Source organism: Cellvibrio sp. PSBB023 (genome assembly GCF_002007605.1).
Lineage (GTDB): Bacteria > Pseudomonadota > Gammaproteobacteria > Pseudomonadales > Cellvibrionaceae > Cellvibrio.
Window position 1 is genome coordinate 1,011,208 of the sequence record NZ_CP019799.1, and the last position, 15,038, is coordinate 1,026,245.

11 protein-coding genes are annotated in these 15,038 nt (G+C 46.6%); all 11 read left to right on the plus strand.

What is annotated here, in order from left to right; translation table 11 throughout:
• Window positions 1-20: 20 nt before the first annotated feature.
• The 11 genes from B0D95_RS04595 (at window position 21) to B0D95_RS04645 (ending at window position 14,852) form a co-directional block, all read left to right on the plus strand.
• Window positions 21-2,420 (plus strand): flagellar hook-basal body complex protein, encoded by a 2,400-nt coding sequence (locus tag B0D95_RS04595; RefSeq protein ID WP_078042793.1) that lies wholly within the window; start codon window positions 21-23, stop codon window positions 2,418-2,420.
• Between the two features lie 277 nt (window positions 2,421-2,697).
• Window positions 2,698-3,441, plus strand: coding sequence for a flagellar basal-body rod protein FlgF (flgF, locus tag B0D95_RS04600; RefSeq protein WP_078042794.1), 744 nt, complete (start codon window positions 2,698-2,700; stop codon window positions 3,439-3,441).
• A gap of 63 nt (window positions 3,442-3,504) precedes the next feature.
• Window positions 3,505-4,290, plus strand: a complete 786-nt coding sequence (flgG, locus tag B0D95_RS04605) for a flagellar basal-body rod protein FlgG (protein WP_078042795.1) — start codon at window positions 3,505-3,507, stop codon at window positions 4,288-4,290.
• A 13-nt stretch (window positions 4,291-4,303) separates the two neighbouring features.
• Window positions 4,304-5,008, plus strand: coding sequence for a flagellar basal body L-ring protein FlgH (gene flgH / locus B0D95_RS04610; protein WP_078042796.1), 705 nt, complete (start codon window positions 4,304-4,306; stop codon window positions 5,006-5,008).
• Between the two features lie 74 nt (window positions 5,009-5,082).
• Window positions 5,083-6,186 carry a flagellar basal body P-ring protein FlgI gene (locus B0D95_RS04615; protein WP_078045623.1) on the plus strand — a complete coding sequence of 368 codons (1,104 nt, stop codon included), beginning with the start codon at window positions 5,083-5,085 and terminating at the stop codon, window positions 6,184-6,186.
• Window positions 6,187-7,380 carry a flagellar assembly peptidoglycan hydrolase FlgJ gene (gene flgJ, locus B0D95_RS04620; protein ID WP_078042797.1) on the plus strand — a complete coding sequence of 398 codons (1,194 nt, stop codon included), beginning with the start codon at window positions 6,187-6,189 and terminating at the stop codon, window positions 7,378-7,380.
• Between the two features lie 4 nt (window positions 7,381-7,384).
• Window positions 7,385-10,153 carry a flagellar hook-associated protein FlgK gene (gene flgK, locus B0D95_RS04625; protein ID WP_078042798.1) on the plus strand — a complete coding sequence of 923 codons (2,769 nt, stop codon included), beginning with the start codon at window positions 7,385-7,387 and terminating at the stop codon, window positions 10,151-10,153.
• A 112-nt stretch (window positions 10,154-10,265) separates the two neighbouring features.
• Entirely contained in the window at window positions 10,266-11,843 is a 1,578-nt protein-coding gene (flgL, locus tag B0D95_RS04630; protein WP_078042799.1) for a flagellar hook-associated protein FlgL, read from the plus strand.
• Window positions 11,844-12,064: 221 nt separating this feature from the next.
• Window positions 12,065-12,391 (plus strand): flagellar protein FliT, encoded by a 327-nt coding sequence (locus tag B0D95_RS04635; protein ID WP_078042800.1) that lies wholly within the window; start codon window positions 12,065-12,067, stop codon window positions 12,389-12,391.
• Between the two features lie 213 nt (window positions 12,392-12,604).
• Entirely contained in the window at window positions 12,605-14,398 is a 1,794-nt protein-coding gene (locus tag B0D95_RS04640) for a flagellin (protein ID WP_078042801.1), read from the plus strand.
• 61 nt (window positions 14,399-14,459) lie between these two features.
• A complete protein-coding gene (locus B0D95_RS04645; RefSeq protein ID WP_078042802.1) occupies window positions 14,460-14,852 on the plus strand; it encodes a flagellar protein FlaG in 393 nt (130 codons plus the stop codon).
• Window positions 14,853-15,038 lie beyond the last annotated feature (186 nt).

Here is a 15,038-nt window from a genome sequence, read left to right on the forward strand (position 1 = left end):
AACCCTGGGCGAGGTGTACTATGTCTTTTAATACAGCGTTAAGCGGAATTCGTGCGGCAAATACCGACCTGCAGGTTACCGGTAATAATATTGCCAACGCCAGCACCATTGGTTTCAAATCATCGCGCGCTGAATTTGGTGACGTGTACACCAGTACCTTGTTAGGTGGTGGTTCCAACACGGCAGGTAGTGGCGTAACGCTACAAAATATTCGCCAGCAATTTACCCAGGGTAATCTGAAGTTTACGCAAAATGAATTGGATCTCTCCATTAACGGTGAAGGATTTTTTATCGTCGAGAAAAACGGCGAACGCTTGTACACCAGGGCGGGTACATTTGGTCTGGATAAGGACGGCAATATTGTTAACGGCACCGGTGCCTTACTGCAAGGTTTTTCTGCTGATGCCAATGGCAATGTGAGTGGCGTGTTGGGGGACTTGCGTGTTGATGTGAGTTCACAAGAACCACGTCAAACAACGGCGGTAAATGCGTCTTTTAATTTAAACGCAAATGAAAAAGTCCTTGAAACAACAGGGCAACGTTTTTCTACCAATGGTACTGGTGTTAATGAGGCGCAGCGAGGCGCAAAAACTGCCACTACCTCAACTCTGGCGGTGGGCACTGTTGCTACGCCTATTACGTTTTCGCCAACCAATAGAACGTCATTCACCATTTCTCGCGTTGATCCAATAACGCTAGCAACTACAGATGTGGATATTGTATTGAGCTCAGGGTCTGCATCTTCACCTGCGGCACTGGCCAACTTAATTAATTCTGCCAACTTTGATTCTGCATCACCCGTTAATGTGGAGGCTTATGCCGATCCGGTAACCGGGCAGATTGGCTTTCGTGATCTTGCCAAGGGCGTTGCATCAATTGTAACGCTGACAATTGACGCTGCTAACTCCGACGCAAACGCACTCACCACGGCAGTAGGTGCGGTTAGCACCGCAGCGGGAACCCCAGCCGCATCACACACCACGGGTATTCCACAAGTTACTAATAATTACGGTTCTCACACCCTGGTTGTTCGTGGTCCAAATGGCGCTGATGTTACTTACATCAGTAAATATGGTGCGAGTGCAGATAAGACCGCATCAGAGTTAAATTCATTGGCAGGTGTTTCTGCTACAGCGCGTACTGAAGCGACATTGTTGGCGCCTTCATTTAGCAACAATGGATCATTCCGTATTAATGGTGTGAATTTAACATCCACCGGTTTGCCGGATATGACAGCCTTACGCGATGAAATTAATGCGTTGAGTTCATCAACTCTGTTTGGTATCAGTGCGACGGTTGATGATGCGGGTAATTTAAGCGTTGTTTCGGCTACAGGTCGCGACCTTGAGTTCACCTTTGATAATGCCGGTGGCAACGCCGAGATTCAAGGTAGCCAAGGTGTTGCACAAGTAGTTAACGATGCTGTTAACGGTGTAAGAATTGGCGGGCAAGTAACAACTACCCTGCAAGAAGGCTATTCCATTGTTAGCAGTCAACCAACGATCCCTGTTTTTGGTGGCAGTCTGTTTGGCTCAACCAATGTGCCTAATTTTTTCACTGATGTGCCGATCAATGCATTCAACCCGGCTGACCAAAAAACCTTTAACCATGCAACAAATACCACTGTGTACGACAGCTTGGGTAATGCGCATGTGATGCGTCAGTATTTTGTGAAGGAACCCTATGATCCGGCAGATCCCACTACATCTCCCAATCACTGGAAGATGTATGTACAGATTGATGGGAAAAACGTAGGTGACCCTGATCCAACCTTGCCATCACCGCAAAATACCGAACCCACAATGGCATCGTTCAACCTTCACTTCGCGCCGGATGGCAATCTGGATCCTTTCAGAACAGATGCTATGTTGATTTCCAACTGGACACCGATTGGTGCAGATGGGCAGCCCTTGGGTGGATTGGGGCCATTGAATGTGTTGCAGGGCGGTACAATCCCTGTTGCTGAGCCACCAGCGAGCTCCAACTTCCAGATTGATCTGGCGGGTTCCACCCAGTTTGGCAGTGCGTTTGGGGTGGAGGAACTGGATCAAAATGGTTATGCCACTGGTCGATTGGCCGGATTGGACATCAGCAGCACCGGTATAGTATTTGCGCGCTTTACCAATGGTGAAGCGCAGGTCCTGGGGCAAGTTGCTCTGGCAAACTTTAGTAGTGTGGAAGGCCTGAAGCCGACTGGCGATACCATGTGGGCGCAAACCTTTGAGTCGGGCGAGGCGATTGTGGGGGCGCCTGGTTCGGCACAGCTCGGCAATATCACGGCGGGTGCAGTGGAAGAATCTAACGTAGACCTGTCAGAGCAATTGGTTAATTTGATTATCGCCCAGCGCAATTATCAAGCGAATGCAAAAACCATTGAAACCGCCAACGCTACTACACAAACCATTATTAATTTGAGGTAGTAGGTAGCAGTGCAAGCCGGGTGTGACTTATCGCGCGCCCTTCATCAAAAAACAGCAGCGGCAAAGAGCGGAAGTTCTTTGCCGCTTTTTATTTTTCCGCCAGTCTGCTGCCTTGCAATAATGGATATTCTTGCTGCTGTTATAAAAAATGTCCTGAAATTTCAGTAATTTAAGATCTATTCAAAGGTTGGCACCGCTCTTGCAAAACTCCTGATAACAACTAAACCGCCAAAAAACCAACATTCGTTTTTCGGTTGTGATTTCAGGAGTAACCCAGGTGGACAAAGCCCTTTTCATAGCGATGACCGGCGCCAAACACAATATGTTGGCTCAAGCCAATCGCGCCAATAATCTGGCGAACGTCAGCACTACCGGTTTTCGTGCCGATTTCGAACAATCGCGCAGCATGGGTGTTTACTACGGTGATGGTCAGCCTACCCGTGCCTATGCCATGACCGAATCACCCCGCTCAGACTTTACCTCCGGCCCCATGATTCAAACCAACAACCCACTGGATGCCGCCATCCAAGGCAATGGCTTTTTTGTTGTGCAAGCGCCAGACGGTACTGAAGCCTATACCCGTGCAGGTAATTTTGCGGTGGATGCTGCCGGTGTGTTGCGCACTGCCAATGGCTTGGCGGTCCTGGGTGACGGTGGCCCGATCACCATTCCTGAAAATGAAAAAGTACAGATAGGTTCAGATGGCACTATCTCCATTATCGGGCAAGGGCAGGGGCCTGAAGCCATGGTGGAGGTGGGGCGTATTCGTTTGGTTAATCCGGATATCCAGGCCATAGAAAAAGGCGATGACGGTCTTTTCCGCCAACGCGATGGTTTAAATGCATTGCCGGCTGCTGAAGTGACCTTGCGTAGCGGCATGGTGGAAGGCAGTAACGTGAATGCGATTGATGAATTTACGCAAATTATGAGCTTGGCTCGTCAATACGAAATGCAAGTGAAATTAATGAAAACCGCCGATGAAAATTCAGCGGCCTCTGCCCAATTGTTACAAATGTCCTAATTGGTTTAGGTCGCCAATCTAAGTGCGTTGTTATGTGACCGCACTTTAAATGAGGAAAAGATTATGCACGCCGCCCTCTATGTCAGTAAGACTGGTTTGTCTGCACAAGATCGCCAGTTGACCACTATCTCCAACAACCTTGCTAATACCAGCACCATTGGTTTTAAACGCGATCGCGCCATATTTGAAGATCTGTTGTACCAAAACCAGCGTCAACCGGGGGCGCAACAAACCCAGGAAACGCAACTGCCATCGGGTTTGCAATTGGGGGCCGGTGTGCGCGTTGTGGCAACGCAAAAAGAATTTACCCAGGGCACCTTGCAAGTGACTGAGCAATCGCTGGATGTAGCAATTGATGGGCATGGTTTTTTACAAGTGCTGCAACCAGACGGCACCATCGCTTACACCCGCAATGGGCAGTTGCAAATTAACGGTGAAGGTCAAGTTGTGAATGCCGACGGTTATTTGCTAGAGCCTGCCATTATTGTTCCTGAGGGCGCTACCAAAATCACAATTGGTGCCACAGGTGCCGTGAATGCCTATTCGCCCGGTGTTGTGGAGCCGCAACAATTGGGTGATATCACGTTGGTTGATTTTATTAACCACTCCGGTTTGCAACCTATCGGTGGCAATTTGTTTGTTGAAACGGTTGCGAGCGGTGCACCGGTTCAGGGAACGCCGGGTGAAAATGGTTTGGGTGTGTTGAAGCAGGGCATGTTGGAAAATTCCAACGTCGACATAGTAGAAGAAATGGTCAACATGATCACCACCCAGCGCGCTTACGAAATGAATTCAAAAGTCGTCTCCACCGCGGATCAAATGCTGCAATACATTACGCAAAATCTTTAATGAGTAATGAATCATGAGCGCACTCCATAACATTTTATTGTCCTTCACCAAAGTGTTGCTACTAAGCGGCATAGTGTTGGCGTTAAGCGGGTGTTTTGCCAGCCAGAAGCCCATGCCGGATGACCCTGCTTATGCACCTACCATCGCGGCTAACATGCCGGTACCGCAGCGCTCTGAAGGCTCGCTGTATCAGGATGCTTACGGGTTGAATTTATTTGATGATCGCAAAGCGCATTTTGTCGGTGATGTGATTACCGTAACCCTGAGTGAACGCACCGTATCCAGAAAATCATCGGGTGTGAAAACAGGCAAAAAAAGTGGTGTGAATTTTAATGCAGGGCCTTTGCTGGGAGCCAACCCAACGATTAAAGGCAATGAATTAACCACAACCTTATCGCAAGACCGTACCTTTGATGGCGGTGCTGATGCTGACCAAAGTAACAGCTTGCAGGGTAATATCACTGTAACTGTGGCAGAGATTTTGCCGAACGGTAATTTAATTGTGCGCGGTGAAAAATGGATAACACTCAATCGCGGTGACGAATTTATTCGAATCAGCGGCATTGTACGCCCCGACGACATAGCACCAGACAATACTGTGGTATCAACCCGTTTGGCGAACGCCAAAATTTCATACAGTGGTACCGGCGCCTTGGCGAGCACCCAATCTATGGGGTGGTTGTCCCGTTTTTTTAACAGCGACCTATGGCCTTTATAACCGAGGCTAATAGCATCATGTTTTATCGAGGTACTTTTATGCGTAGGCTTTCAGTTGGCGCGGTCAAAAAAATAATGCAAGGCCTGGGTGTTAGTTTTGTTGCACTGATGGTTCTGTGCAGTGCATCCAGTTATGCCGAGCGCATTAAAGATATTGCCAGCGTCGCCGGTGTGCGCGCGAACCAATTGGTGGGTTATGGCCTTGTTGTTGGCTTGGATGGTACTGGTGATCAGACCACCCAATCGCCATTCACTACGCAATCCTTTAACAGCATGCTTAAACAATTTGGTATTACCGTACCGGAAGGTGCGCGTATGCAAATGAAGAATGTTGCAGCCGTAATGATTCAGGCGGAGCTGCCTGCCTTCGCCAAACCCGGCCAAACGATTGATGTCACTGTGTCATCCATTAGTAATGCCAAAAGTTTACGTGGTGGCAGTTTGTTAATGACGCCGCTAAAAGGATTGGATGGCAAAGTGTACGCTATTGCCCAAGGAAATTTAGTAGTGGGTGGCTTGAGTGCATCAGGCAACGACGGCTCAAAAATTACCGTGAATATTCCCAGTGCTGGTCGAATTCCCAGTGGTGCCATTGTTGAGCGTATGGTGGAAACCAATTTTGCTGGTGGTCAGCCTATTGTATTTAATTTGCATCGCGCTGATTTTACAACAGCCAATGAATTGGCAAAAAGTATCAATGCGATGTTAGGGCCGGATGTGGCAAGACCTTTGGATGCAGTGTCCATTATGGTGAATTCACCAGTGAACCCGGCGCAGCGAGTAGATTTTATTTCCATGTTGGAAAACATCGAAGTCACACCCGGTGAAGAAGTGGCAAAAGTCATTATCAATTCACGCACCGGCACTATTGTTGTGGGTAAAAATGTGCGTGTCTCACCGGTGGCGGTTACTCACGGTAGCCTTACGGTATCTGTGGCTGAAAGTTTAAGCGTAAGCCAACCCAATGCATTGGCAGGCGGCACTACGGTGGTTGTGCCTAGCAGTAATGTGCAGGCCGATGAAGAAACCAATCCCATGTTTAAATTTGCTCCCGGTGCAAACCTGGATGACATTGTTCGCTCTGTGAATAATGTGGGAGCTTCCCCCAGCGATTTGATGGCGATTCTTGAAGCCTTAAAACAATCCGGTGCGCTCAAAGCAGAATTGGTGGTGATCTAAATGCAGTCCATTGATACCGGCATTAAAGTCCCGCAGGTTCAAGATAATTATTTTGACCCTAATTCGCTAAATTCCATTAAAGCAATGGGGCGCGATAGGGACCCTCAAGCGATTAAAGAAGTCGCTAAAAAGTTTGAGGGGTTGCTGGTACAACAAATGCTGAAATCTATGCGTGAAGCGAATGATGTCTTTGGTGAAGGCAGCTTTTTAGATAGCCAAACCACACGCTTTCATCGCGACATGTTGGATCAACAAATGGTGTTGGATCTTACTAGCGGTCCGGGCATTGGTTTGGCAGATCATTTTTATCGTCAAATGATGCAAAACTACGGTAGTACTATGCGCCCTGAAGGTGGTGTGAAAAATACGGATTCATCAGCCCTTGGTGAAATCACACCGCGCACGGCGAATAAAACGTCTGTAGCAGAACAGGCTAGTGTGGATGCGCTGGATGACTGGATTCAGGACTTCATGCGCATGAGTGATAACGTACAGATGCAAGCCTTGGGTGATGGGGACGAGCAGCAAGTGCCTGCGGTACCTGCCATTAATTATGCACTTATCCCCCAACTGCTTTCCAAACAAGCTATTGGAACCGTGCGTGGCGGTCAAAAATCCAGTATCAGTCCAACGCAAGAAAATTTTGTAATGATGCTCAAACCTCACGCTGAAAGAGCCGCTGCTGAATTGCAAATTAGTCCGGATGTATTAATTGCACAAGTCGCTCTGGAAACAGGCTGGGGTAAACATGTTATTCATGATCGCAGCGGTAACAACAGCTTTAATTTATTCAATATTAAAGCGGGTGGTCAGTGGCAGGGTGAAAAGGTAAATGTGAATACACTGGAGTATCGCAATGGTATTGCGGCTCAGGAAAAATCAGATTTCCGGAAGTATAACGACTATTCCGAAAGCTTTTCAGATTATGTTCGCCTGATGAAAAACAACCCACGCTATGAAAAAGTACTGGCTACAGGCACGAATTCTTCTGCTTATGCTGATGCTTTACAGTCAGCAGGCTATGCCACTGATCCACACTATGCGAAAAAAATTAAAAGCCTGTTGAACAGTGATGTCATTAAATCCCTTGATCTCGCTAGCGTGACAGAAAATATGCAAGCTGATCTTCTGCAAACGGGTGCTCAAGCCATTCTCTCTCTGGCGGCCAGTGCCAGCCGTCATATAGTGGAGTAATCATATGTCCGGTATTCTTTCCACCGCCATTTCCGGCTTGCAGGCCAGTCAAAATGCATTGCGCACCGCTGGGCATAATATTTCCAATGCAAATACCCAGGGGTATTCGCGTCAGGAAGTAAATTATGTCACGCGTCCTGAGCAAAATGCCGGCGGTGCTGGCTATATAGGTTCAGGTGTTACTACGGCCTCTATTGAACGGGTAGTGAATGAGTTTGTCACTGCGCAGCTGCGTTCAGATACTTCTACCTACAACCAATTAAATAAATTCAATATCAATATCGGTAAAGTGGATAAGCTTTTTGCTGATGCCAGCACCGGTTTGTCTGGCTCATTGCAGAGCTTTTTTGCCGCGCTGCAAAATGGCGCCAATGATCCTTCATCTACACCCGCTCGCCAGTTGATTATCACCGAAGCTCAAGGGTTGAGTAGCCGTTTCAATAATCTGTACCAGCGTATGGCTGATATTGAAAAAAGTGTTAATAGTGAGATTCGTACCGTAACGTCACAAGTTAATTCGTTGGCAACCTCAATTGCGGCATTAAACCAATCCATTGGCGAAGCGGTTGCTTCCGGTAATGGCAATCAGCCGAATGACTTGCTGGATAAACGCGATGAAGCGCTGCGTCAGCTTGCAGAATTAGTCTCTATACAAACCGTAAAAGACTCGTCGGGCGATGTAAATGTATTTATCGGCAACGGACAACCCTTGGTGGTTGGTGCTGCCGCCAGCGCATTTAGTGTGACCAATGATGGGCAAATACAACTCAGGGCCAACAAAGCGGTATTTGATATTACGGAGCAGGTTTCTGGTGGTCAGCTGGGTGGATTATTAAGTTTTCGCGATGATGTATTAAACCCCTCAATGAATGAACTGGGGCGCATTGCGATTTCAATGTCAGAAGAATTTAATAAATTACAACAGCAGGGCATTGATCTTGATAACGACTATGGTCAAAAAATGTTTTTCGACATTAATGACCCTACCAGCGCAGTGAATCGCGTCAAACATAGTGGCACTAATCAACAACCCTATGATCGTCAATTAAATGTAACCATTACTGACACCAGTAAATTAACCACCAGTGATTATCGGTTTGATATTGTGCCCGGTACAACTAATTATGTTGTCACTCGTTTATCTGATGACCAAGTGGTCAGCCAAGGTGGTTTATCTGGTGCTTATCCATTTAGCATTGCATTTGATGGTGTCAGCCTTAATTTGACCAGCGGTTCTTTCCAAGGTGGCGATTCGTTTGTGCTGCAACCGACTCGCAATGGCGCTCAAGATATTAAAGCCATGCTGACACGCCCTGAAGATCTTGCGTTCGCATCCCCTATTCGTACCAATTCTGCAAGCAGCAATACTGGTAGTGGTGTAATCAGTAGTGGTGAAGTGTTGGGTGTCAAAGATGTCAACGGCAATATCTTGCCTGCTTTCTCGACAGACGGCCAATTGTCGCCGCCTATTATTATTCGTTTTACATCTGAAACAACTTACGATGTGCTGGATAATACTGACCCTGCGAATCCAAAACACCTAAATCCGCCTTTGCAAGACCAAGTCTTTGTACCCGGTACAGTCAATAATATTTTTTCCAATGATCCGGGTGAAACCCGTATTGTGGGTAATGGTGATCGCTTGGGGCTGCCATCTGACCGCAGCGCACAAACCGTGACTATTGGTGCGGCAGCGCAAGGCAATGGTTATTTAGCGGAGCGATTAAACTTTACCTTTAAAGATCCGCAAACCGGATCAATTACTTCACGCAGTTTAATTACCCAGTCTGGCGCGTCGGCAATGCAAACCGCTGCGCAATTAAGCGCACTGCCAGGGGTAACGGCTAATGCCTACACCACGGCAACCATCACGGGTATTAATGTGGCACCCGGTGATTTTGCGGTGCCTATGCAGTTGCGTATCAATGGGGAAGCCTTACTTCAAGACGATGGCGCATTACCGACACCTGCATTTCTGAGCACAGTACCTGACCCTAATGTCAGCGAAGCCGATTTTAATGATTATCTTGCCAAGCGGATTAATGAAAACCCGAATTTGAATGCATTGGGAATTCGTGCGCAAAGCTCTACCAATCCATTAACCGGTGCCCCCGAGTTACGTATTTTTGCATCGTCCGGTGTGGATGTAGATATTCGTTTCTCCGCTGCCAGCGCTACTAGCAGCATCCAGGTGAATGATGGTTCCGGCGATAACCCCAATCAAACATTAACCAGTGCCGGCGTGGGGCAGGAGAGTGCAATTACTGTTGGTGGGAGGATTGATATCACTCTCGCCTCAGGTATCGAAATGTCGCCTTCTATTTCAAGTAGTCCGTTATTTGGCGATAGTAATTCTGCCTCCTTTGTGCAGTCGTCATATTTGGGATATCAGGTGTCGCTCAGCGGCCAACCCAAAGCAGGTGATGTATTTACCGTGGGTTTTAATAACAACGGTAAAAATGACAACCGCAATGTGTTGGCAATGGTCGCGATGGAAAATAAATCCACCATGCAAGACGGTAGCCTTAGCTTTGCAGAAGGATATGGCAAGTTAGTTGAAGAGGTGGGTACCAAAAGCAGCCTTTCCAAAATCAATACCGCGGCAAGCCTCAGTTTGTTGGAGCAAAGCCAGACCACACGTGACAGTATTTCCGGTGTCAATCTGGATGAAGAGGCGGCAGACCTTATCAAGTTTCAACAACTCTACAGTGCAAATGCGCAGGTTATAACCGTTGCGCGTGAACTGTTTGATACCTTGTTAAATGCGCTCTAATCATGACCAAGCCATATTGCTCTATGCTGTTTTTTGGAAAATGATACAAACTTGGATTGATTTGTGCATTGCTTTTACCAAGCGGCAATAATTGTAAGCACAGGGTATTGGTATGCGTATATCGACTTCGCAAATTTACAACATCGCATCTCTTGGCATGGGAAAAGCGCAATCAGCTCTTGCTAAAACTGAAGAGCAGATGGCCAGTGGCAAACGTGTCTTGTCTCCGGCGGATGACCCAGTCGCCGCTGCGAATATTTTGAAGTTAAATCAAGAACTGGCGCGCACAGAGCAGTACAAAAAAAATATCGATATTGCTGATAATGCCTTGGACCTTGAAGATTCCACTTTGAAGTCAGTTGTTGAACTGATGCAAAAAATGAATGAACTTGCGATAAAAGCCGGTAATACCGCGGTGCTGACAGCAGCGGATTACAAATCTATTGCAGCAGAAGTGGATACTCGTATTAACGAATTAATGAGTTTGCAAAATACACGCAACTCATCCGGGCAATATATTTTTGCTGGCTATCAAGGTAACACACCTCCTTTTGTCTACAACGGCGGTGGCAATTATGAATATATGGGCGACGAAGGGCAGTTATTATTGCAAGCCTCTGCCTCTGTCAGTGTTCCCGTGAGTGATTCAGGCAAAAAAGTATTTGTTGATATTCCCAGTGGACACAATACTGTCAACACCTCGTCCAATCCCGGCAACCGTGCCTTGCCTGCATCCATCATCAGTGTGGGGCAGGTGATTGATCAAGAAGCGTTTGATAAGTTTTATCCGGAAGATATGGTTATTTCTTTCAACGCCAATTCAGCCATTATTCCTAACGGCCCTAACTACACAATTACCGAGCGCACCACTGGTAAGGTAATTGTTGCAAATGCCAGTTATACCTCCGGCCAGGAAATTTTAGTAAATGGCGTGAGCTTGAATATTTCCGGTGCGCCTGTAGCACCCGCAGCGGCAAGCTTACCTTTTACATTTGATGCTGCTGCCGCGCCGATTGATTTTTCCGCTAACCCAACAACGCTAAGAATCTCCGTGGGCGGTAAAACAGAAATACTTGAATTTAATAGTTTGCCGGTAGTGAATAACGCTGCAGATTTTGCTGCGATGCTAAATGCAGCTCCCAATGCCGCGAAACTTGCTAATTTAGGGGTAACAGCAAGTGCGACGGGGTTTGCGACTGCCAACGGTATGAATATTAGCCTTCAAGGTGGAAATGCTGCATTACAAAGTGCAATGGGCTTGGCAACGACAACCGGTATCACGTCAACCAATGGGCAGCCTGGCGATTCTTTTTTTGTGAAATCTACCGATAAGCAAGGTTTATTGACAACACTGTCGCGTTTTAGTGAAGCGATGAAAAGTGTAAAAGACACGCCGGAAAGTAAGGCCGTTCTTAGTGAGATGGTAGCGAAAACCATTACCAACCTCTCTCATGCCCTCACCAGCATTGTTTCAACCCAAGGAGAAGTGGGTGCGCGTCAAAACACATTAGAAAGTTCACGCAACCTTAATCTGGACGTTAAATTATTTGTCAATGCAGAGCTAAAAAGCTTGCAGGATCTTGATTATGCCGATGCCTCTATCCGCTTATCCATGGAGAAGTTGGTGTTGAGCGCATCCCAGCAAAGCTTTGCACAAATCAGCCAACTGAGCTTGTTTAATTATTTGTAATTAATCCTGTGTTATGGATTTTGTTGTTTATAGGCAGTGACAGTAGTGCGTAACTACTCTCACTGCCTTTTTCTTTATTGGCCGCGCCGTTGCATACACTGCTTTTATAGGTTTGGCATAAGATTCGCCTCGCTAATTTAGTTTTGCTAATCTTAGTAGATGGCGTTAGTCTTCATCTCATTAATCGATCTATTGTATCTCCATGGTAAAGAGCTGTTTTTATGGATATTGAAACCCTGCTAGACCCGCTTTCCCGTGCATTAAGCCAATCCCAAGCATTATTGTCCTTGGCAGAAGTGGGCGATTGGGATTCATTTGAAACCTTGGTGCAGCAGCGTCAGCAGGGGCTGCTTTCCATCAATGACGCTGAATACCTCCAATCCCTGGCCCAGGCAGATTTGGAAGCACAGGCAGCGCATATGATTGAAGAGATTCAGGCCATCAACAAGCGCCTGTCAGAACTGGCGGAAATCAGTCGTGATAAGGTGGCGTCAGATTTGCGTCAGAGCACAAAAGCCATGAAGGCAATAGATGCTTATGGTCGTTAATTTGACGGTTTGTGATTTTATATAACCATTTGCAATAAAATTTACCATTCCCTGCGATAAATATTTTGTTTTAGCCATAAAAAAAGATTAAAGCAACTCCCGGACGTGTCGATAACCTTGTTAGAAGTGCTGATTAGTAAGTTTGTCTCAGGCTTCATCAACAGACTTGTTATAGCAGTGATACTGCAAAGACATTAATCCAGGAGATTAATCATGGCTTTAGTAATTAACACCAACGTGGCATCCCTCAATACCCAACGTCAGTTGATGAGCTCAGGCAACTCGCTTGATAAGGCAACTGAGCGTTTGTCTTCCGGTAACCGTATCAACTCTGCAAAAGACGACGCTGCCGGTCTGGCGATCTCTAACCGCATGACCTCCCAGGTACGTGGTCTGGATCAGGCAATTCGTAACGCCAACGACGGTATCTCGCTGATTCAAACCGCTGAAGGCGCCTTGCAAGAATCCACCAACATTCTGCAACGTATGCGTGAACTGTCGGTTCAATCAGCGAACGGTATCTACGGCGAAACTGACCGTAAAACCCTGCAAGCGGAAGTAAAACAGCTCCAGTCTGAATTAACCCGTATTTCTGAAACCACTACCTTCAACGGTCAAAACCTGTTGGACGGTTCTTTGGGAACCAAACAACTGCAAGTGGGTTCGCAACAGAACCAAACTATTTCTGTATCCATCGGTTCATTTAACGCTAACTCATTAGGTGGTTCTACTGGTGATTTAGTGGGTACATCTACCACCTTGGCTGAAATGTACACAGCGACTGATGCCGCTATTGAATTTAAAGTTAACGATAAATTAGCGACAGCACTCGATGCTACTAACGCTGGTACCGTTAATAAAATGCTTGAAGTTATGAACGCTGACTTTAATACAGTTGGTGTTTCTGTGAAAACTGTATCTGAGTTCACATCTGCCAACATCGGTTCCGGTGTGTTGGTTGCTGGTACAGATGCGCTGCAAATTGCGGTGGTTGATGGTGATGGCAGAACGCAAACCCTGCAAATTACTGGCACTAACAGCATGAAAGATGTCGTTAATAAGATTAACGAATCTGCAGGTGGTGTTGTTCAGGCATCGTTGAATGACTCTGGCAAATTAGTATTAACTGCGCAGAATTCACAAAGCATTACATTGACTAACGCGCAAGGTACTGCAGCTTTGACTGCTGTGGGAGCTGGTACCGGTGCAACTTCTGCTGACTTCTCGTTAGTGCTTAACAAACAGCCTGGATTCCAAGGTGACATCAAAGTAACTAGCGATACAGCAGCAGCTTCTGTAACGGCCTTGACTGGTGCTGGCTTGAATGGACATCAAGCAGATGGTTCTATACAAGGCGCTACTGTTGCTTCTGGTGCTTTGAACAAAGGCGATTTGATCATCAACGGCGTTGAAATTGGTTCTGTCGCAGCGGGTGTTGCTGGTGCTTCAGTTACAGGAAGTACAGTTCAATATGAACAAGCCAAAAACGTTATTGACGCTATCAATGCCAAGTCAGCCGAAACCGGTGTGGTTGCTTATGCTGATAGCAGTGATTCAACTAGCGCTACTACCGCGATTAAATTGAAGTCAGTAAATGGTGGAGAGGTATCTGTTAAATATGGTGACAATATTACAGATGCAAACGCTTTGGCTCGTACCGGCTTACTTGAGCGTAACGCCACCGAAGGTGCAGGTTCAGTAGCCTCTATCGACATCTCTACAGAAGCTGGTGCGCAAAAAGCCATTGGCATTATCGATAAAGCCTTGGAGCAGGTGAACTCCACCCGTGCGGACCTCGGTGCAATTAACAACCGTTTGGACTTTACCGTATCTAACCTGTCCAATATCTCCGAGAAAACGTCATCATCTCGTTCACGTATTATGGATGCTGACTTTGCTGCTGAAACTGCAAGCCTCAGCCGTTCACAAGTATTGCAACAAGCGGCGAGTGCGATGTTGGCTCAGTCTAATGCTCGTCCACAACAAGTACTGTCACTGTTGAGATAAGGTGATAACTTCCTTCGGGTTAGCCAACCGCTAACCCGAAGGAGGTTTCAGTGAGGGCTTAATGATGAATGAGATCACTAAAGTAGCCGCGGGACCGGTGCAGGTTAAATCTGTATCGGCTTCGTCGTTGGTTGGCGGTGCTCAAGGTCAAAAAACCGGCAATGATTTGCCGCCGATTGCCGAAGCGGCAAAGCCTGTAGCCGTAGAGACCGTCAATTCTCAAGCGGTTCAAGAGAAAGTTCAGGCTGCCGTTGCACAGATGAATGAATATATTCAGTCAACCCAACGGGATTTAAATTTTACTTATGACCCGAGTTCAGGCGAGACCGTAGTTAAGGTGTTGGATAGAAGTACGCAAGAAGTTATTCGCCAAATACCCGATGAAGTATTCTTGCATTTGGCACAACAACTTACCCCGGATGAGCCGGTTAGTTTGATCAGTGCGCAGGCCTAAATGTCTTTTTAAATCAGTGATTTATTGAGTTTTTGGGGTGCAGTTTTAGCACGCTTCTGATAAAAAAAGAGCAGCAATCGCTGCTCTTTTTTTTGCATTTTTTTGGTGGATTTGCTTACCAATAATCTTTATTTTTAATATTAAATCCCCTGGTTTTTCAGGTGCGCCGCATCCTTTTTCTGCCTA

Coding starts and splice junctions, on each gene's coding strand:
- flgH (WP_078042796.1), top strand. CDS start 4,304: ATGAGCGCACTCCATAACATTTTATTGTCCTTCACCAAAGTGTTGCTA.
- flgL (WP_078042799.1), top strand. CDS start 10,266: ATGCGTATATCGACTTCGCAAATTTACAACATCGCATCTCTTGGCATG.
- B0D95_RS04640 (WP_078042801.1), top strand. CDS start 12,605: ATGGCTTTAGTAATTAACACCAACGTGGCATCCCTCAATACCCAACGT.
- B0D95_RS04635 (WP_078042800.1), top strand. CDS start 12,065: ATGGATATTGAAACCCTGCTAGACCCGCTTTCCCGTGCATTAAGCCAA.
- flgK (WP_078042798.1), top strand. CDS start 7,385: ATGTCCGGTATTCTTTCCACCGCCATTTCCGGCTTGCAGGCCAGTCAA.
- B0D95_RS04615 (WP_078045623.1), top strand. CDS start 5,083: ATGCAAGGCCTGGGTGTTAGTTTTGTTGCACTGATGGTTCTGTGCAGT.
- flgJ (WP_078042797.1), top strand. CDS start 6,187: ATGCAGTCCATTGATACCGGCATTAAAGTCCCGCAGGTTCAAGATAAT.
- B0D95_RS04595 (WP_078042793.1), top strand. CDS start 21: ATGTCTTTTAATACAGCGTTAAGCGGAATTCGTGCGGCAAATACCGAC.
- B0D95_RS04645 (WP_078042802.1), top strand. CDS start 14,460: ATGATGAATGAGATCACTAAAGTAGCCGCGGGACCGGTGCAGGTTAAA.
- flgG (WP_078042795.1), top strand. CDS start 3,505: ATGCACGCCGCCCTCTATGTCAGTAAGACTGGTTTGTCTGCACAAGAT.